Origin of the sequence: Burkholderia sp. CpTa8-5, assembly GCF_017815045.1 — a bacterium.
Classification (GTDB): domain Bacteria; phylum Pseudomonadota; class Gammaproteobacteria; order Burkholderiales; family Burkholderiaceae; genus Burkholderia; species Burkholderia sola.
Window position 1 is genome coordinate 83,593 of sequence record NZ_JAGIQD010000008.1, and the last position, 18,011, is coordinate 101,603.

Annotated in this window: 18 protein-coding genes; 9 read left to right on the forward strand and 9 right to left on the reverse strand. The window is 66.6% G+C overall.

All coding sequences use genetic code 11. The annotated features are described in order from the left end of the window. Positions 1 to 301 precede the first annotated feature (301 nt). Positions 302 to 736 (forward strand): phosphatase, encoded by a 435-nt coding sequence (locus J8I35_RS14775; protein WP_050017113.1) that lies wholly within the window; start codon positions 302 to 304, stop codon positions 734 to 736. A 182-nt stretch (positions 737 to 918) separates the two neighbouring features. Then, positions 919 to 2,538, forward strand: a complete 1,620-nt coding sequence (locus J8I35_RS14780) for a histidine-type phosphatase (RefSeq protein ID WP_209925899.1) — start codon at positions 919 to 921, stop codon at positions 2,536 to 2,538. Positions 2,539 to 2,612: 74 nt separating this feature from the next. Here the strand turns inward: J8I35_RS14780 and J8I35_RS14785 are convergent, their stop codons facing one another. After that, on the reverse strand, positions 2,613 to 3,416 hold the full coding sequence (locus J8I35_RS14785) for a YcxB family protein (RefSeq protein WP_245170263.1): 804 nt from the start codon (positions 3,414 to 3,416) through the stop codon (positions 2,613 to 2,615). A gap of 60 nt (positions 3,417 to 3,476) precedes the next feature. On the opposite strand from J8I35_RS14785, the gene J8I35_RS14790 reads away from it, so the two are divergent. Next, positions 3,477 to 3,785 carry a hypothetical protein gene (locus J8I35_RS14790; RefSeq protein ID WP_050017116.1) on the forward strand — a complete coding sequence of 103 codons (309 nt, stop codon included), beginning with the start codon at positions 3,477 to 3,479 and terminating at the stop codon, positions 3,783 to 3,785. A 22-nt stretch (positions 3,786 to 3,807) separates the two neighbouring features. On the opposite strand, the gene J8I35_RS14795 is transcribed toward J8I35_RS14790, so the two are convergent. After that, a complete protein-coding gene (locus tag J8I35_RS14795; protein ID WP_050017117.1) occupies positions 3,808 to 4,104 on the reverse strand; it encodes a hypothetical protein in 297 nt (98 codons plus the stop codon). Between the two features lie 425 nt (positions 4,105 to 4,529). Here J8I35_RS14795 and J8I35_RS14800 point away from each other — a divergent pair, with 425 nt between their 5' ends. Further along, complete coding sequence (locus J8I35_RS14800; protein ID WP_209925900.1) at positions 4,530 to 6,134, forward strand: EAL domain-containing protein; 1,605 nt, start codon at positions 4,530 to 4,532, stop codon at positions 6,132 to 6,134. 18 nt (positions 6,135 to 6,152) lie between these two features. Here J8I35_RS14800 and J8I35_RS14805 read toward each other — a convergent pair whose 3' ends face one another. Then, the gene (locus tag J8I35_RS14805; RefSeq protein ID WP_239469000.1) at positions 6,153 to 6,512 is read right to left on the reverse strand and encodes a hypothetical protein; all 360 of its coding nucleotides are present in this window, start codon (positions 6,510 to 6,512) and stop codon (positions 6,153 to 6,155) included. Between the two features lie 221 nt (positions 6,513 to 6,733). Here J8I35_RS14805 and kdgT point away from each other — a divergent pair, with 221 nt between their 5' ends. The 4 genes from kdgT to J8I35_RS14825 all read left to right on the forward strand — a co-directional run bounded on the left by kdgT (position 6,734) and on the right by J8I35_RS14825 (position 11,961). Beyond that, on the forward strand, positions 6,734 to 7,753 hold the full coding sequence (gene kdgT / locus J8I35_RS14810; RefSeq protein ID WP_209925902.1) for a 2-keto-3-deoxygluconate transporter: 1,020 nt from the start codon (positions 6,734 to 6,736) through the stop codon (positions 7,751 to 7,753). Positions 7,754 to 7,892: 139 nt separating this feature from the next. Then, entirely contained in the window at positions 7,893 to 8,189 is a 297-nt protein-coding gene (locus J8I35_RS14815) for a hypothetical protein (RefSeq protein WP_209925903.1), read from the forward strand. A 79-nt stretch (positions 8,190 to 8,268) separates the two neighbouring features. Beyond that, a complete protein-coding gene (locus J8I35_RS14820; RefSeq protein WP_209925904.1) occupies positions 8,269 to 10,653 on the forward strand; it encodes a DNA polymerase II in 2,385 nt (794 codons plus the stop codon). Positions 10,654 to 10,833: 180 nt separating this feature from the next. Further along, on the forward strand, positions 10,834 to 11,961 hold the full coding sequence (locus J8I35_RS14825; protein ID WP_209925905.1) for a J domain-containing protein: 1,128 nt from the start codon (positions 10,834 to 10,836) through the stop codon (positions 11,959 to 11,961). 41 nt (positions 11,962 to 12,002) lie between these two features. Here the strand turns inward: J8I35_RS14825 and J8I35_RS14830 are convergent, their stop codons facing one another. From J8I35_RS14830 to J8I35_RS14855, 6 genes are all read right to left on the reverse strand, one after another. Continuing rightward, positions 12,003 to 12,908, reverse strand: a complete 906-nt coding sequence (locus J8I35_RS14830; protein ID WP_209925906.1) for a LysR family transcriptional regulator — start codon at positions 12,906 to 12,908, stop codon at positions 12,003 to 12,005. Positions 12,909 to 12,969: 61 nt separating this feature from the next. Then, positions 12,970 to 14,214 carry an acyl-CoA dehydrogenase family protein gene (locus J8I35_RS14835; RefSeq protein WP_209925907.1) on the reverse strand — a complete coding sequence of 415 codons (1,245 nt, stop codon included), beginning with the start codon at positions 14,212 to 14,214 and terminating at the stop codon, positions 12,970 to 12,972. A 38-nt stretch (positions 14,215 to 14,252) separates the two neighbouring features. Then, positions 14,253 to 15,011, reverse strand: a complete 759-nt coding sequence (locus tag J8I35_RS14840) for a glucose 1-dehydrogenase (protein ID WP_209925908.1) — start codon at positions 15,009 to 15,011, stop codon at positions 14,253 to 14,255. A 7-nt stretch (positions 15,012 to 15,018) separates the two neighbouring features. Further along, entirely contained in the window at positions 15,019 to 15,783 is a 765-nt protein-coding gene (locus tag J8I35_RS14845) for an SDR family oxidoreductase (protein ID WP_050017141.1), read from the reverse strand. A 50-nt stretch (positions 15,784 to 15,833) separates the two neighbouring features. Then, positions 15,834 to 16,865, reverse strand: coding sequence for a phosphotransferase (locus J8I35_RS14850; protein ID WP_209925909.1), 1,032 nt, complete (start codon positions 16,863 to 16,865; stop codon positions 15,834 to 15,836). Positions 16,866 to 16,884: 19 nt separating this feature from the next. Then, entirely contained in the window at positions 16,885 to 17,559 is a 675-nt protein-coding gene (locus tag J8I35_RS14855) for a histidine phosphatase family protein (RefSeq protein ID WP_209925910.1), read from the reverse strand. 172 nt (positions 17,560 to 17,731) lie between these two features. Between J8I35_RS14855 and J8I35_RS14860 the strand changes: the two genes are divergently transcribed. Then, entirely contained in the window at positions 17,732 to 17,938 is a 207-nt protein-coding gene (locus tag J8I35_RS14860; RefSeq protein ID WP_023474879.1) for a DUF1737 domain-containing protein, read from the forward strand. Positions 17,939 to 18,011: the final 73 nt, after the last annotated feature.

Consider the following 18,011-nt stretch of genomic DNA (forward strand, 5'->3'; position numbering starts at 1 on the left):
CAACGCGGCATATCGGGCCGGCATCGCTCGATATGTCGTTTTTTTATATGCCTATGCTCGATGCATTCACCATGCGCGCCACGCTGGTGCATCACGTTGAACGCCGTCGACACGATTCCATTCATGCGGGGCATGCCGCGCGACACGCAGCCCGCGCCCGCTCTGGCTTGCCGCCCCATTCATTAGTCGAATCGTATAAGTCGGCTAAAAATATTAATTGGTCGCGTTTTCCGGATCGACGCTAAGGTGTGTGGCATTCCCGTCGGCGAACGGATCATCACGTTTCTGAAAAGGAATCACCGTGGTCATCGAAGCCATCGTCACCCGTCTCGACGCAGCATTCGCGCAGATCGAAGCAACCCCGGATTCGCGCGAATCGCGCCATCAGCGCGACGCGATCATCCAGTGGCTCGACCGCGCATCGGAAGAAGGCTATCGGCTCGGCCTCGTCACGACGCTGCCGGCCGCGCGGCTCAACGACATGTTCGAAGGCCAGTTCGGCCGCGCGAACCTCGACCGCTTCTCGGTCGTCGTCACGGACACCAATCAACAGGACTCCAGATCGAATCAGCATCCGTTCGATGTCGCGCTGCAAGCGCTCGGCGTGCCGCGCGAGCGCGCGGTCGGGATCGCGAGCAGCGAACCGGAACGCCGTGAAGCCGAGCATTTCGGGCTGTCGCGCTGCGTGAACATCACCGATACAGTGCGCTCGATCGCATCGGCCGGGCTGCACTGAACGCCCGCACACGGGCCGGCCGTGGCCGGCCATCATCGTCGATTCGGCGGCAATCCGACGATTGCCCGACCTCACCCTGACATTCTGCTGTCAAAGTCGCTTGCAACACTTCGGGGCTCGACTACTTTCCCCAGAAGACGGGACGACGCACATGCGCTTCGTCCCGTCCGTTGCCCGTCACGATGACACGCCCGACCCGCACCGCCGCCGCCCTCGCGATTGCCTGCCTGTTGCTCGCCGCTTGCGGCGGTGAAGATTCGACACCGCCCGCTGCGTCGGCCGGCAACAACGGCACGACGCCCGCACCGCAGCCGCAGCCCACGCCGACTCCGGCACCCGCGACCTACTACCAGACGAAGACGCCGTACCGCCCGCAGCAGGACGCCGCGACGTACGAAGCGCCGCCGGCCGGCTACGCGCCCGTCTATGCCGAACTCGTCGCCCGTCATGGCTCGCGCGGGCTGTCGGGCTTCAAATACGACGGCGCGATCTACGCGATGCTGGTCAAGGCCGAGGCCGACGGCGCGCTGACGCCGCTCGGCGTGCAGCTCAAGGCCGACACGTACGCGATGATGAAGGCCAATGCGCTGCTCGGCTATGGCGTGCAGGGCATCTCGACACCCGGGTACGGCAACCTCACGCAAACCGGCATCCGCGAACATCAGCAACTTGCCGCGCGTCTCGCGCAGCGGCTACCCGCGCTGTTCGCGGCGGGCAACCGGCAGGTGGTCGTCGTCAACTCGGGCCAGGATCGCGCGGTCGACAGTTCGACGTATTTCTCGGCGGCACTGGTTGCCGCACAGCCGGCGCTGGCGCCGGCCATCACGCTGCCGGCCGCGCCGGCCGGCTATCCGGCGAGCGCACCGGTCGCGCAGCCGGCCGGCACCAACCGCTTCCTGCTATATTTCCATTCGCTGAAGCCGGCCACCGATCTCGTGACCGACACGAGCGATCCATACTACGCGACCTATCAGGCGAGCCAGGCGTACCAGACCTATGCAAACGACGCGACGGTGGCCGCGAAGCTGAAGGCGATCAAGGCCGCGCCGCAGGCCGCCGACGTCGCGCAAACGGTGCTGTCCGCGCTCGTGTCGCCGGCCTTCATCGCGAAGCTCGGCTCTGACGGCTACACATTCGCGAACACCGGCACCTATGCGTTCACGTCGACGGATGGCAAGTTCACCAACACGCTGAAGGGCGACGGCAAGACGAAGATCGCGACCGCCGTCGATGCGGTGAACGTGCTGTACAACCTGCTGCAGGTCGCGCCGGCCATGACCGCGGAAACCGGCGGCGTCACGATGGAAAAGTACATCGGCGCGGAGCAGGCGCAGTATCTCGCGTATCTGCAGGATGCCGAGGACTACTATCAGAAGGGGCCCGGCATCCAGGAAGCGAACCCGGTGACGTACCGGATGGCGAAGGTGCTGCAGGACGATTTCTTCGGCGAAGTCGACGCGATCGCGCGCGGCGACCTGACGCACGCCGCGAAGCTGCGCTTCACGCATGCGGAGATCGTGATTCCGTTCGCGTCGATCATGAACCTGAAGAACGTGTTCGTGCCGACGCCTCAGGCGCAGACGTACACGTATGCGAACAATCCGTGGCGCGGCGACCAGGTGTCGCCGATGGCCGCGAACATGCAGTGGGATGTCTATCGCAACGGATCGCGCCTCATCGTGAAGATGCTGTACAACGAGCGCGAGACGGATTTCCAGGCCGCGTGCGACGGCGCGAAGATCGCGCCGGGCAGCCACTTCTACGACTACGCGGGGTTGAAGCGGTGTTACGGGTATCAGTGATGGGATGCGCGGGGCCTCCTGGCCGCAAGCGCGCGTTGAAACCCGGACGGCGCAGGCCGTCCGGCCACGGCCCGCTAGACTTTGTGCACGCCGTTCTGAAGCAGCACTCGATACAGGAATGCCACTTGTCCGTCGTTCAGCACGCGCTTCGGTACCACGCGGAACATCACCGATGACTGATATAGCAGGATCATTTGACGATCCTCGCTCCAGTGAATGAGATCCGCGTAGTGAATTTCGTCGCGCGAAGTCGGCGTTTCGACAATGAACCGGTCGCCTTGGAAAATGACCGTGTGAACCTGATGAAGCGTCCTTTGCTGGTCGTAAATCTTGCGACCTGCGCGCGGCAGTATCAGATGATTCAGGATGGGCACGCCGATCGCGACGACAGCCGCGATTCCCGCGGCCATCCAGACATAGCGCCATTCCGGAAAATGTCCGCTTGCTATCCGGACGCCGCCGACCAGCAGGACGATGTACACGATCGCACCGATCGCAAATGACTTGAGCAGGTATTTCCAGTTGCACCTGCGCCAAAGATGCAGGCGGTAGGCGTGGACGAGATCGTCCGCGGTTATTTGAAAAACGACTTCGGTATCGCTCATGGGCGGGCTCGGAACGCTCTCTGGTTCTTGTAATTGCTCTGGACGCTTCGCCGCGAGCACCGCGCTCGGGCGGGTTGGCAGTGCGCGCACAGAGACGTGCAAACGAAGCGGCGCGATATCGCCGGCCGATCGATGCACGGCGACAATATACATGCGTGGAACGACACCCGTGCGGCGAGTCGCCGCGGCGGTGGTGCGGCCTGCGGCGAGCGGCAGACGCGGACGGCCGGCATTGTACGCGGCCAGCAGTCTGTTCGGGGAGGTGACTCGCATGTTGCGCCCACGAACTCACGGCGGCTCGCATGGTCGAACGTGCATCGCCGGAGAACCCTCATGAAACGCGTCGCCCTTGCCGCTGCCCTGACCCTGTTTGCCACCATCGGCGTGTCCGCGCCGGCCTTCGCCGGTGCGTCCTCCGGCATCGCGCCGGTTCCGGTTCAGGCCTACGCGAAAAATTGCGTGCCGTCGCGGGATGCCGCGCAAGGCGCCCATTCGCCGTCCAGCGCGCCGCCGATCCGCGTCTGCGTCGGCGATTCCGATACGCAGTTGAACCTGCCGTGGTTCGTGACCGATGTCCTCACCGCCGTGGACACGCACCAGTCGCCCAGCGGCCTGCTCCACAAGATGCGCAACGACTTCTGACGCGCCGCCGGCACCGCATCGTTCATGGCTCGTCGGGGCGCGTCAGCACCTGGATGAACGTGCCGACGATGCCGGCCCACATCGCGGGGTCGGCGATGCGCGCCAGCAGCCCCCGCAATTCCCGTCGCTCTCTTTCCGACAGCACGCCGTGCGCGCCACGGATGCTGTCGTAACGCGGCGTACCGCGCGACGCGAGCGCGCGATCGAGCGAATAGTCGCGGGCCTCCCCGTCCACCGAAATCCGGATCCACAGCGAACCGCCGTCCGCCGCGGCGGCGCCATCGGTCACGATGACCGTCGGTGTGGCATTTTCTTTCATCGCAACGCTCCGGTTTGACGCGCTGGCGGCAAATTGCCGACCACGGCGCCCTATTGAAATGTTTCTTTTCGAGACGCAATCCCGAAACATCATCAATTTTTAGACAACGATATTACGTAATGGCGCGCCGCATCTTATACTTGCCACGCACCATCCTCGTGCCAAGAGACGGTGTCTTTTGTCCCGGCTGCACGCACCGTGCGGCCGGGGCTTTTTTCGGTACGTTACATCGAGATACATGCCGAATGTGCGCATGTTCTTAAGGAATGCTGCCAGATGAATGGCTGATCGCGACTGGCCGAGCGGATGCCGTCGCGACGCCCGACTCGATCGGCGTCCCGAAACCGGCGCGCAAGCCGCATGGTCCGAATCAGGCATGCGGCTTGCGCGCCGTCGGCGCACCGACCGGTTCGACTTGCCACGCCATGCGTACAACACCAAAGGCAACCGCGGGATTACGGGCGCTCCCGCCCGGCTCGACGCATCTTTTCCACCGCGGCGGCGCGTGGCCGCGCGTCGTCCTTTTCGCCGCCGTGATCATTTGCGTGCTCGTGCCCGCGTTCGCGATCGTGCTGGCCGACCGCTACGCCCGCGATACCGTCACCGCGCATGAGCGCGCCGTGGCCCACGACATCGTGGCTTCCGTGGACCGCATCCTGGACGGCGTGCGCCTCCGCCACGCGGACGAGCTGACCGCGCTGGTCGGACAGCCGTGCGCGACGGTGTTCCGGACGCTGGCCGAAGTGGGCACTCGCCTGCGCTATCTGCGTGCAGTCGCGCTGGTGAACGACGGCCGCGTCATATGTTCGTCGGCGCTCGGCTCGATCGACGTGCCGCTCGTCAAGTATGCGCGCGAGCCCGAACCGGGATCGATGACCGTCACGCTGCTGCGCCAGACGGCGTTCCAGCGCGGCATTCCGGTGCTGTACGCATTCCGCGCCACTGCGCGCGGCGCGGGCGTCCTGTACCTGATCGAAGGCGACTACGTGGCCGACGCGCTCGCCCTCGGCACCGCCAACGGGGCGGAAACGGCCACGCTGTCGATCGCGGGGTCGGGCCGCCTCGATCAGCACGGGACGTTCGCGCCGGACACGGACGCCGGCCCCACGGGCGGCAGCACGATTGCGTCGCAGCGCTGGCCGTTCACGGTGTCGGTCGTCGCATCGGCGCGCTACGCGTCACAGGTCCGGCGCCACGACCGGCTGATTTGCGCGACGATCGTCCTGCTGGCCGACAGCCTCGTGATGGCCGCCTACCTGCTCGCGATGGCGCCGCGGCGGCTGTTGCTGAAGGCCGTGCGCCACGCGCTCAGGCGCAACGAATTCCATGTCGTATACCAGCCGATCGTCGACGTGCAGACGCGCAGGACGGTCGGCGTCGAGGCGCTGCTGCGCTGGCACCATCCGAAGTGGGGGGCCATCAGCCCGGCCGTGTTCATCCCGCAGGTGGAATCGAGCACGCTGCTGCCGAAGGTCACCGAATTCGTGTTGCGCACGGCGGTGTCCGAGCTGACCGCGCTGACGCCGTCCGCGCCGCTGCGCATCGCCGTGAACGTGGCGCCGCGGGATCTCGAGCGCGCGCGGTTCGTGGCCGTCGTCGAGGAAACGATCCGCGCGCTGCCGCCCGGCTTCACGCTGGTGCTCGAAGTCACCGAGCGCATCCTGCTCGAGAAGAACGCGCGCACCACCGAGATCTTCCAGGCGCTGCGATCCAAAGGCGCGAAGTTCGCGATCGACGATTTCGGCACGCATCACAGCAATCTCGACATGCTGTCGCGCTTCCCTTTCGACTACGTGAAGATCGATCGACAGTTCGTCTCGCAACTGGACAGCGGCAGCGCGAAGCTGATCGAAGGGATCGCGACCGTCGCGCACCACTACGGCATGAAGATCATCGCGGAAGGCGTGGAGACGGAAACCCAGCATCGCGCGCTGCATGCGATCGGGATCCAGTACGCGCAGGGATACCTGTACCAGCGGCCGCTGCGCGCGAAGAACCTGAAGCGCGACGTCGCATGGGCGACGGTGTAGCGGCGACGCCGAAGGCGACTACTGCGCGCCGTATTGACCGCCGACGCGCACGCGATCCTGCTCGACCCATCCTTCGACGTCGTCGCCGGTCTTGCCGTTCACGTACATGATGTTGTACCAGCGCCCGTGCGACTTGTAGACGGTCACCGAATCGCCAGGAACGATGAAGGTACGCTTCGTGATGCACTGCGCGTCGGGCGCAGAGTAGAAATACGCGCGCCCCGTGCCGACGACCGTGCCGGACGCCGGCGGCCGAAAGTTGTCGTCCGGGCCGCTCGTGGCCGCGTCGAGCTTCCCGCAATCGACCGCGCTCTTTGCGTGCGCGCCGTTCGCGCCCACGCTCGCACCGAGCACCAGCATCGCGATGCCGATGCGCATCGTCGTTTTCATCTTCATCATTCGCCCGCTACGCCCTATCGTTTTCTCGGTTTGCCGGTTCGCGGCCGGCACTCGCTCAATCCTGCGCGACGGTCGTCGCTTCCGGATGATACGACGACCATCGAAGCGCATAAAAACGGACCACCGTTCCGAATCATGTCCTATAGTCAGTCAGCAGACATCATTCGACAACGGGACGCATCGACGTCCACGGAGGAGACGTGAAGCTGAAACAGGCCATCGACCGCATTCCGGGCGGGCTCATGCTGGTCCCGATGCTGCTGGGCGCGTGCGTGCACACGTTCGCCCCGAACGCCGGGAAGTACTTCGGCTCGTTCACCAACGGCCTGATCGCGGGCACGGTGCCGATCCTCGCCGTCTGGTTCTTCTGCATGGGCGCGACGATCGACCTGCGCGCGACGGGCGTCGTGCTGCGCAAATCGGGCACGCTGCTCGCGACGAAGATCGTGGTCGCATGGCTCGCGACGCTGATCGCCGCGCGGTTCATCCCCGACGACGGTATCCGCACGGGCCTGTTCGCGGGCCTGTCGCTGCTCGCGATCACGACGTCGATGGACATGACCAACGGCGGCCTCTATGCGGCCGTGATGCAGCAATACGGCACCAAGGAAGAAGCCGGTGCGTTCGTGTTGATGTCGATCGAATCGGGGCCGCTCGTCAGCATGCTGATTCTCGGCGCGGCCGGCGTCGCGGTGTTCGAGACGCGGCTTTTCGTCGGCGCGGTGCTGCCATTCCTGATCGGCTTCACGCTCGGCAATCTCGATGTGCAGCTGCGCGACTTGTTCGGGCGCTGCGTCCATCCGCTGATCCCGTTCTTCGGCTTCGCGCTCGGCAACGGCATCGATCTGAACGTGATCGTGAAGAGCGGGCTGCCGGGTATCGCGCTCGGGCTCGCGGTGATCGTCGTGACGGGCGTGCCGTTGATTCTGGCGGACAAGTTCCTGGGCGGCGGCAACGGGACGGCCGGGCTGGCCGCGTCGTCGACGGCCGGCGCCGCGGTCGCGAACCCGGCGATCATCGGCGAGATGATCCCGAAGTTCAAGCCGATGGTGCCGGCGGCGACGGCGATCGTCGCAACCGCGTGCCTCGTGACGGCGATTCTCGTGCCGATTCTGACGGCGATGTGGGCGAAGCGGGCGGCGAGGGTGTCGGGGGTGCCGATGCAGGTCGCCGCGCGCTCGTCGCCGGGACGGGCGATCGAGCATGAGGGGCATGTTTGAGGGGGTGCCGGTTCGAGTCTGGCCTCAGGCACCGCACATCCTGGCGTCTGCCAGCCATGATCCCGCAAACGCTCACCTTCATGTAGGCTCCGGAAGCCGGCTCACGTCGCCCAGGCCGGCGTTTTCCGGAGCGCTTTTCATGCCCACTGCCGTCCTGCTGCGGACAAACCATTCGCACCTCTACCCGGGCAGCATCGTGACGCTCGACCGCGATGCGCCGCGCACCGCCCAGCCGCATCCCGCCGTCATCGAATTCGCGGACGGCTCCGGCGCCGCCGCGACACTGTCCCGCGTCGGCGACGATACCCTTGAACTCGCGGTAGACGAATACGTCACGCAGAAGCGCAATACGATCGCCGCGCGCCGCTGGTTGCTGCAGTCGATCGATGCGGCCCAGACGGGATGGCGCGTCGCGCTCCGCCTTCCTGCCACCTGATGCCAGACGACCGCCGCCGGCGCGAAGCGCTTCCAGGCGCTAAAATCCGCCGCCTGAGCATCCACGACGAGCAAGCGTTTTGACGGCGTTCGAGCAGGGTTTCATCCTCACCCGCCACTGGCGGGACACCGCATCCGGCATCGAGATCGAGTTCTGGCTGGCAACCGAACACGGTCCGCGCCGCGTACGGTTGCGCCCGCAGGAAGCCGTCGCGTTCATTCCGGCCGAACAGCAGGCGCTCGCCGAACGCACGCTGGCCGGCGAGCGCGAGGCCGAGTTGCGCCCGCTCGCGCTGCGCGACTTCCGGCAGCGCCCCGTCGTCGGCCTCTATTGCAAGCGCTATCGCCATCTGTCCGGGCTGCAGAAGCGGCTCGCCGCCGCCGGTGTCGACGTCTACGAAGCCGACGTGCAGCCGCCCGACCGCTACGCGATGGAGCGCTTCATCACGGCGTGCGTGCAGTTTCGCGGGCAACCCGGCCCCGACGGCACGCTCACCGGCGGCGAGCTGAAGCCCGCAACCGGTTACCGCCCGACGCTCCGCTGCGTGTCGCTCGACATCGAAACCAGCGTCCACGGCGAGTTGTACTCGATCGCGCTCGAAGGCTGCGGGCAACGACAGGTCTACATGCTCGGGCCGCCGAACGGCGACGCAAGCGGCAGCGCAGGCGCCTTGGACTTCAACCTCGACTACTGCGACAGCCGCGCCACGATGCTCGCGCGGCTCAACGACTGGTTCGACGAGCACGAGCCCGACGCGGTGATCGGCTGGAATCTCGTGCAGTTCGACCTGCGCATCCTGCACGCGCACGCGGAGCAATACGGCGTGCCGCTGAAACTCGGGCGCGGCGGCAGCGTGCTCGACTGGCGCGCGCACGGTCAGCAGCCCGACCACTTCTTCGCGGGCGCGGCCGGCCGGCTGATCCTCGACGGCATCGACATGCTGAAATCCGCGACGTGGACCTTCCCGTCGTTCAGCCTCGAATACGTGTCGCAATCGCTGCTCGGCGAAGGCAAGTCGATCGACAATCCGTACCAGCGGATGGACGAGATCCAGCGCCGCTTCGATCACGACAAGCCCGCGCTCGCGCGCTACAACCTGAAGGATTGCGAGCTCGTCACGCGCATCTTCGACAAGGCCGACCTGCTGTCCTTCGCGCTCGAACGCGCGAGCGTCACGGGGCTGGCTGCCGATCGCACCGGCGGGTCGGTCGCGGCGTTCACGCACCTGTACCTGCCGCGCATGCATCGACTCGGCTATGTCGCGCCGAACCTCGGCGACGTGACGGGGCAGAACAGCCCCGGCGGCTTCGTGATGGATTCGCGCCCCGGGCTGTACGACTCGGTGCTCGTGTTCGACTACAAGAGCCTCTATCCGTCGATCATCCGCACGTTCCTGATCGATCCGGTCGGCCTGATCGAGGGGCTCGCGCATCCCGGCGACGACGCATCGGTGCCCGGTTTTCTCGGCGCGCGTTTCTCGCGCACCGCACACTGCCTGCCCGACATCGTGCGCCGCGTGTGGGAAGGCCGCGACGACGCGAAGCGGCAGCGCAACGCGCCGCTGTCGCAGGCGCTGAAGATCATCATGAATTCGTTTTACGGCGTGCTCGGCTCGACGGGCTGCCGCTTCTTCGACCCGCGCCTCGCGTCGTCGATCACGATGCGCGGCCACGAGATCATGCACCGCACGCGTCAACTGATCGAAGCTCAGGGTTACGAAGTGATTTACGGCGATACCGATTCGACGTTCGTGTGGCTCGGCCGCGCGCATGACGACGACGAAGCCGGCGCCAAGGGTCGCGCGCTCGTCGAGCACGTGAACCGCTGGTGGCAAGCCCATCTGCGCGAACAGTTCGGACTGGACAGCGCGCTGGAGCTGCAATACGAGCGGCATTACCGCCGCTTCCTGATGCCGACCGTGCGCGGTGCGGAAGAAGGCAGCAAGAAGCGGTACGCCGGCCTCGCGGCGACGGCCGACGGCGGCGAGGACCTCGTGTTCAAGGGGCTCGAAACGGTGCGCACCGACTGGACGCCGCTCGCGCAGCAGTTTCAGCGCGAGTTGTACCGGCGCGTGTTCAGGCTCGAACCGTACCAGGATTTCATTCGCGACTACGTACGCCGCACGCTGGCCGGCGAATTCGACGATCAGCTCGTGTACCGCAAGCGCGTGCGCCGGCCGCTGCGCGAATACGAACGGAACGTGCCGCCCCACGTGCGCGCGGCGCGCATCGCCGACGAGTTCAATCATGCGCAGGGCCGGCCGCTGCAATATCAGCGCGGCGGCTGGATCAGCTACGTGATGACGACGGCCGGCCCCGAGCCGCTCGAAACGATGCGCTCGCCGATCGACTATGCGTTCTATCTGAGCCGCCAGCTTCAGCCCGTCGCCGATGCGATCCTGCCGTTCCTGCGCGACGATTTCGAACGCGTGATGTCCGGGCAGGGGCAGTTGTTCGGCGACTGACGGGCCGATGGGCCGAACGGTGCACCGGGCGCGGATTCCGGCGCGCTGGCCGTGCCCGCCGTGAAGCGCCGACGCGCCGCCGATCGCTACGGGGAAGCACCCCATTCCGCGCCGCCCCGCAGGCATGCGGCTAAAATACCGGCCTGCCGCGCGTCCCGCCGCGGCCGGAGGACACTCATCATGACCGCACGTCGCGGTGCCGCGGTCGCCATCGCACCCGGCCACGAGACAGCCAGCCTGTCGAAAGCCCAGCAAACGTTCAATGCGCTCGTCGAGCAGATCGAGACGCGGCGCGAGCGGCTCGGCGCGTGGGAAGCCGTGATGCCGGCGTTCCAGAAGAAGTTCGTCCACGGCCTGTTGCCGCTCGAACAGGAAGCGACGGCGCTGCGCATCCGACTGATCCATCTGCTCGACGACGCGTTCCTGCAGAAAGGCCTGAGCAAAGCCGAGCAGCGCGCGCTGTCGGACCTGATCGCCGATATGGCGGGTGATTTGCTGAACGCCAGCGACGACGCGGCGCTGAAGGTTATTTACAACCGGCATGCCGCGTCCCGCGACGGCGGCGGCGGCGGCGCAGCGGCTGCGCCTGAACCGACGAAGCCGAGACAGGCACCCGAGCCCGAACAGCCGGAAAATCTGGACGCTCTGTCGCCCGACGAGCTTGCCGAGCGGATGCAGGCCGAACTCGACGCCCAGTTCGAGCGCGACATGGCCGCCCACGCGGCCCGCGAGGCGCAGCGCGCGAAGCGCAAGAAAGCACCGAAGCAATCGGCCGCCCAGGCCCGGATCGAAGCCGAGCAAGCCGAATCGAACAAATCGATCCGCGAGATCTATCGCAAGCTCGCCAGCGCGCTGCATCCCGATCGCGAAACCGATCCGCAGGAGCAACAACGCAAAACCGTGCTGATGCAGCGGGTCAATCGCGCTTACGAGAAGGGCAACCTGCTGCAGCTGCTCGAACTCCAGCTGGAGATCGAGCAGATCGACCGGCGTGCGATCGACGGCCTCGGCGAGGCGCGGCTCACGCGCTACAACGGTATCCTCGAGGAACAGCTGCGCGAACTCGATCAGGAGATCGTGCACGTCGAGAACGACTTCCGGCGCACGTACGGGATCGCGTCGTCCACCAAGGTCGCGCCCGATACCGTGCTGCGCATGCTGACGCGCGACATCGCCGGCACGCAGCGGAGCAACCAGGACCTGAGCGTCGCGCTGCGCGAGTTCGAGGATCCGGATCAGGTCAGGCGCTGGCTGAAGGACATGAAGCGCCGGCCGGCGTCGTCTCGCTTCGACGACGATTCGTATTGAGCCGACAAGCACGGGCGAACGGGCGACGCGCACGCCACCCTTTACCGCCCCTTCCCCATCCCGCCCATCAGCGCCATCAGCTGCCCGCGCAGCCACTGGCTGCCCTGATCCTGATCGGCGCTGCGATGCCAGTAGCAGAAGTAATCGAGTCCCGGCATCTCGAACGGCAGTTCCAGAATGCGCGCCGGATAGCGCTGCAGCAGCCGCAGCGGCGCCGTCAGCGCGAGATCGCCGCGCATCGCGATCAGCGGCGCGACCATGTAGTGCTGCACGCGCATCTGGATGTTGCGGCGCAGCCCGAGCCGCGTCAGTTCCGCGTCGACGTGCCCGCTGCCCTTGCGGCGGCTCGATACGTGGATGTGCCCCATCGACAGGTAGTCGTCCAGGGTCAGCGTGTCGCCCTTGAACGGATGATCGTCGCGGATCATGCACGCGTAGCGGTCCTGCACGAGCAGCGCCTGGTGCAGATGCGGATCGCCGATCAGCGGCGCGTCGATCGCGATGTCGACCGAGCCGTTCGCGAGCGCGGTCGCGACCTCGCGGCGGTCCATCGTGTAGCTGCGCACGTGCATGCCGGGCGCATGCGTCTGTAGCAGCTCGCCGAGCGCCGGCAGCAGCAGCGCTTCGGTCAGGTCGCTCATGCTGAGCCGGAACACGCGCTCGGACGAAGCCGGATCGAACACGTCGCCTTCGTGCGCGCTCGAATCGAGCAGTTGCAGCGCCTCGCGCACGCGGCCGACGATGTTCTCGGCCATCGGCGTCGGCATCATCCCGGCCGGCGTGCTGACGAACAGCGGATCGTTCAGCGTCTTGCGCAGCCGCGCCAGCGCGTTGCTGACGGCCGGCTGCGTGAGGTTCAGCACCTCGGCCGCGCGCGTCAGGTTGCGCTTGTTGTAGATCGCCTCGAATACGACGAACAGGTTCAGATCAATCTTCGAAAGGCGCATCGCCGGATCTCCTTGCCGAGATCTTACGGCGGGCGCCATTCGTTCGTCCATGTCGCCCCGCTCAGCCGCGCGGCGGCGGCGTCAGGTACGGCGCGGTCGCACCGGGTTCGCCGCCCTTGATCTCCATCCGCGCGATCGCCTGCAGGTGCACCTCGTCCGGGCCGTCGGCGAAGCGCAGCGCGCGGCCCCAGGTCCACAGGTCGGCGAGCGGCGTATCGGGGCTCAGGCCCGCTGCGCCGAATACCTGCATCGCGCGATCGCACACGTCCGTATAAACGGTCGGCACGAGCGCCTTGATCATCGAGATCTCCTTGCGCGCGGCCTTCGCGCCGACCTTGTCGATCATCCACGCGGCCTTCAGCACCAGCAGGCGTGCCTGGTCGATCTCGATACGCGAGCGCGCGATCCATTCGCCGACCGTGCCGTGCCGGTTCAGCGGCTTGCCGAACGCGACGCGCGACTGCGCGCGGTCGACCATCAGCTCCAGCGCCAGCTCGGCCGCGCCGATCGAGCGCATGCAGTGGTGAATGCGGCCCGGCCCGAGGCGCGCCTGCGCGAGCGCGAAGCCGCTGCCTTCCTCGCCGAGCAGGTTGCGCGCCGGCACGCGCACGTTGTCGAACGTGATCTCGCAGTGCCCTTCCGGCGCGTGGTGATTGACCACCGTGATGTTGCGCACGACCGTCACGCCCGGCGTGTCGCGCGGCACGAGGATCATGCTCTGCTGCTGGTGCGACTCGGCCTCGGGATCGGTCTTGCCCATCACGATGAAGATCTTGCAGTTCGGATGCGCGGCGTTCGTGATGAACCACTTGCGGCCGTTGATCACGTACTCGTCGCCCGCGCGCTCGATGCGTGTCGTGATGTTGGTCGCATCCGACGACGCGACGTCGGGCTCCGTCATCGCGAACGCCGAGCGGATTTCGCCGCGCAGCAGCGGCAGCAGCCACTGTTCGCGCTGCTCGGGCGTCGCGAACATGTGCAGCAGCTCCATGTTGCCGGTGTCCGGCGCATTGCAGTTGAACACTTCCGACGCCCAGCTCACGCGCCCCATGATTTCGGCGAGCGGCGCGTATTCGAGGTTCGTCAGGCCCATGCCGGGCTCGTCGTCCTTCAGGTGCGGCAGGAACAGGTTCCACAGCCCCTCCGCTTTCGCGCGCTCCTTCAGTTCCTCCATGAACGACACCGGATACTTGCCGGCGTGCACCTCTTCGTTCCACTGGCGGATACGCGGCACGATGTGCGCATCCATGAATGCGCTCACGCGTTCGCGCAGTGCTTCCACTTTCGGGGTGTAGCCAAAGTCCATGATCGACTCCTCGAGATTCCGTATTCCGTTCGTTCGGTTCAGAAGGCCGAGACGCCGCCGTCGACGGCGACGGCCTGCCCGGTCAGATACGTGTTTTCCTGCGCGCACAGCATCAGCATCGTCGCGACGATTTCGTCGGGCCGGCCGAGCCGCTTCATCGGCGAGCCCTGCGCCAGAAAATCCTGGCGCTCGCCGATCTCGCTGTCGGTAACCATCGGCGTCGTGCTGTAGAACGGGCACACCGCGTTCACGCGGATGCCGTGGCGCGCGTATTCGAGCGCGGCCGTCTTCGTGAGCCCGACCACCGCATGTTTCGACGCCGCATACGCGGCCAGCTTCGGCGCGCCGCCGAGCCCGGCCATCGACGCGACGTTCAGGATCACGCCCTCGCGCTGCGCGAGCATCTGGCGGATCTGGTGCTTCATCCCGAAGAACACGCCTTTTGCATTCACCGCGAAGCTCAGGTCGAGATCGGCTTCGTCGGTGTCGATCAGCGCCTTCATCGGCGGGGCGATGCCCGCGTTGTTGATGCCGACGTCGAGCCGCCCGAAGCGCGCGACGGCCTCATGCACCAGCGATGCGACGTCCGTTTCGACGCGCACGTCGCAGTGCTGCGCGACGACGTCAGCGCCGGCCGCGCGCAGCGGCGCGGCCACGCGTTCGAGCGCATCGCCGTTCAGGTCGCCGAGCGCGAGCCGCGCACCCATCGCGGCGAGCTCGCTCGCGAGCAGCGCGCCGAAGCCGCTCGCGGCGCCGGTGATCATCACGGCCTGGCCGGCGTAGCTGTCGAGTCTCATCGTGCGCTCAGATCGTCAGGCCACCGTCGACGACGATGCATTCGCCGTTCGTGTAGCTCGCCGCGTCCGACACGAGATACAGCACGGTGCCGGCCATTTCGCGCGGCTCCGCGTGGCGGCGCAGCGGGATCTTCGTCATCCACGCGTCGTAGATGTCCTTGTCCGCGAACAGCGCACCCGCGAACTTGGTCTTCGTGAGCCCCGGCAGCAACGCGTTCACGCGGATGCCGAGCGGCCCGCATTCCTTCGCGAACGCCTTCGTCATGTTGACGACGGCCGCCTTCGTGATCGAGTAGATGCCTTGCCGGTCGCCCGGCTGCAGCGCATTCACCGATGCCGTGTTGACGATCGCGCCGCCGCCGTGTGTCTTCATCAGCTTGCCGGCTTCGACCGACATGAAGAAGTAGCCGCGGATGTTCACGTCGACGGTCTTCTCGTACGCGGCGAGATCGGTATCGAGGATGTGCCCGAAATACGGGTTCGCGGCCGCGTTGTTCACGAGGATGTCGAGGCGGCCGTGCTTGCCGCGGATGTGCTCGAACGTCGCGGCGATGTCCTCCAGGCGCCCGACGTGGCACGCCAGCGCCTCGGCGCGGCCGCCCGCCGCGACGATCGCGTCGGCCACGGCCTGGCAGTCGTCGAGCTTGCGGCTCGACACGATCACGTACGCGCCCTGCTCCGCGAGCAGCTTGGCGATTTCCTCGCCGATGCCGCGGCTCGCGCCCGTCACCAGCGCGATCTTGCCCGTCAGGTCGAACAGATTCGTTGCCATGTTGCTGTGCTCCTCCATTGATTGAGTTGTCGTGTCGCCGAGTGGCGATATCAGCGATGCGCGTCGATCACGCCGACGGCCAGTTCGGCCAGCCGGCCGGCCATTTCGCCGACGCGCAGCGCCTGCTCGCTCGATGCGTTGCCCTGCAACGCGCGCGCCTTCACGCCCTGCGCGATCGCCGCTAGCCGGAAGAAACTGAAGGCGAGGTAGAAATGCCAGTCGCGGATCGGCGCGATGCCGCGCAGTTCGCAGTAGCGCGCGACGATCGCCGCTTCGTCCGGAATGCCGAGTTCGGCACGATGCTGGCCCGCGAGCCCGCGCACCTGGCCGCCGGACGGTAGCCGCAGGCACATGCAGAAGTACGCGAGATCGGCGAGCGGGTTGCCGAGCGTCGACAGTTCCCAGTCGAGCACGGCCTGCACGCGATAGCCGTCCCGCGCGAACATCAGGTTGTCGATCCGGAAGTCGCCGTGCACCAGCGCCGGCCGGCCCGTGTCCTCGGGGCATGCCTTCGGCAGCCAGTCGATCAGCGTCTCCATCGCGTCGAGGCGCCCGGTTTCGGCCGCGCGATACTGCTTCGTCCACACGCCGATCTGCCGCTCGAAGTAGTTGCCCGGCCGGCCGTAGTCGGCGAGGCCCACCGCGTCGACATCGACGTCGTGCAGCGCGGCCATCGTCTGCAGCAGCGCGTCGTAGCAGGTCGCGCGCTCGGCCTTCGGCAGTTCCGGCAGCGCGGGGTCCCAGAAGATCCGGCCGTCCTCGAAACTCATCACGTAGAACAGGCTGCCGATCACGTCGCGGTCAACGCAGAGGTGATACGGGTGCGCGACCGGCACCGCGGTGCCCGACAGCGCGGTGAGCACGCGGAATTCGCGGTCGACCGCGTGCGCGGATTTCAGCAGTTCGCCCGGCGGCTGGCGGCGCAGCACGTAGCGGCCGCTCTTCGCATTCAGCAGGAAAGTCGGATTCGACTGGCCGCCGGCAAACTTCTCCGTGTCGACCGGGCCTTCGAAGCCCGGCACGTGGGTTTCCAGATAGCGCGTAAGGCGGGCTACGTCGAGTTGCTGGGAAGGATTCGTCATCGTCGCGATCGTTCGTGGGTCAGCCGTAGGTGCGCAGCGCGTGTCGTTCGGGGTCCTCCAGATGCGGGATGCCGTTGAACGACGCGAGGTGGAACGCCTCGGCGTTGAAGAAAAACTGCGAAAGACTGCTGTTGCGGATCTGCAGGTTCAGCGCGATCGCGCTCGACGGCGGCGCGGCGAGCACCTGCTGCACGGTGACCGCGATCGGGCCGCCGGAACTCACCGCGAGCACGCGCTGGCCGCCGCCCTCGCGGATCGCCGCGCGCGCGTCGGCCACGCGCTGCTGGAAATGGGCCCAGGTTTCGGGGGCCGCCTCGCCGAGCTTGTCCTCGGTCCACAGCTGCAGCACCTGCCGGAGCGCGCGGAAGTGTTCCTTCATCGAGCCGGCCGAGAGCCGCGCGATCTCCGGATAGTCGCTGGCGGCTGCCGCGAACAGCCCGTGGAAATCGTATTCGTTCAGGCCCGGATGGCGATCGACCACGACGCCTTCGCGGCCCATCCCGCGCAGAATCGCGGCGACCGTCTGCGCATGGCGGTTCATCGTGCCGCAAATCACGCGGTCGAACGTCAGGCCCTGCCGCGCGAAGTATTCGCCGAGCCACACGCCCTGCTGGTCGCCCGCCGCGGACAGCCGGTCGTAGTCGTCGGTGCCGAACGACGCCTGCCCGTGCCGTACCAGAAAGAGTTCAGCCATTGCATGCCCGCCTGAGTGAAGGATTCAGCATAGCGAGCGGACGGCCATTTTTAAAATTTATTTATTGAATGAGGGAGCATTCATGAGGTAAATGCCCACCCTGGTTTCGTAGATGGCGTGGGTTTGTCCGACTTATACTGCCCGATCCGCCCCCTTCACAGGAGTCCCGCCCATGTCGTCTTCCCCGCCCAACGACCTGCCCCGCTATCGCTTGCTGACGGGCAAGGACGACGCCACGTTTTGCCACCGTGTGTCGGATGCGCTGGCGCTCGGCTATCGCCTGTACGGCTCGCCCGCCGCCACTTTCAACGGCGATCACGTCGTCGTCGCCCAGGCCCTGCTCTGGCCGGACACCGCCGGCACGGAGGCCGGCGCGTAATCCCGGTCGCCCCCGCGCACCGTCCGATGCGACAGCGGCGCCCTACGGAACGATCGGCCCCCCGCGGCACGCG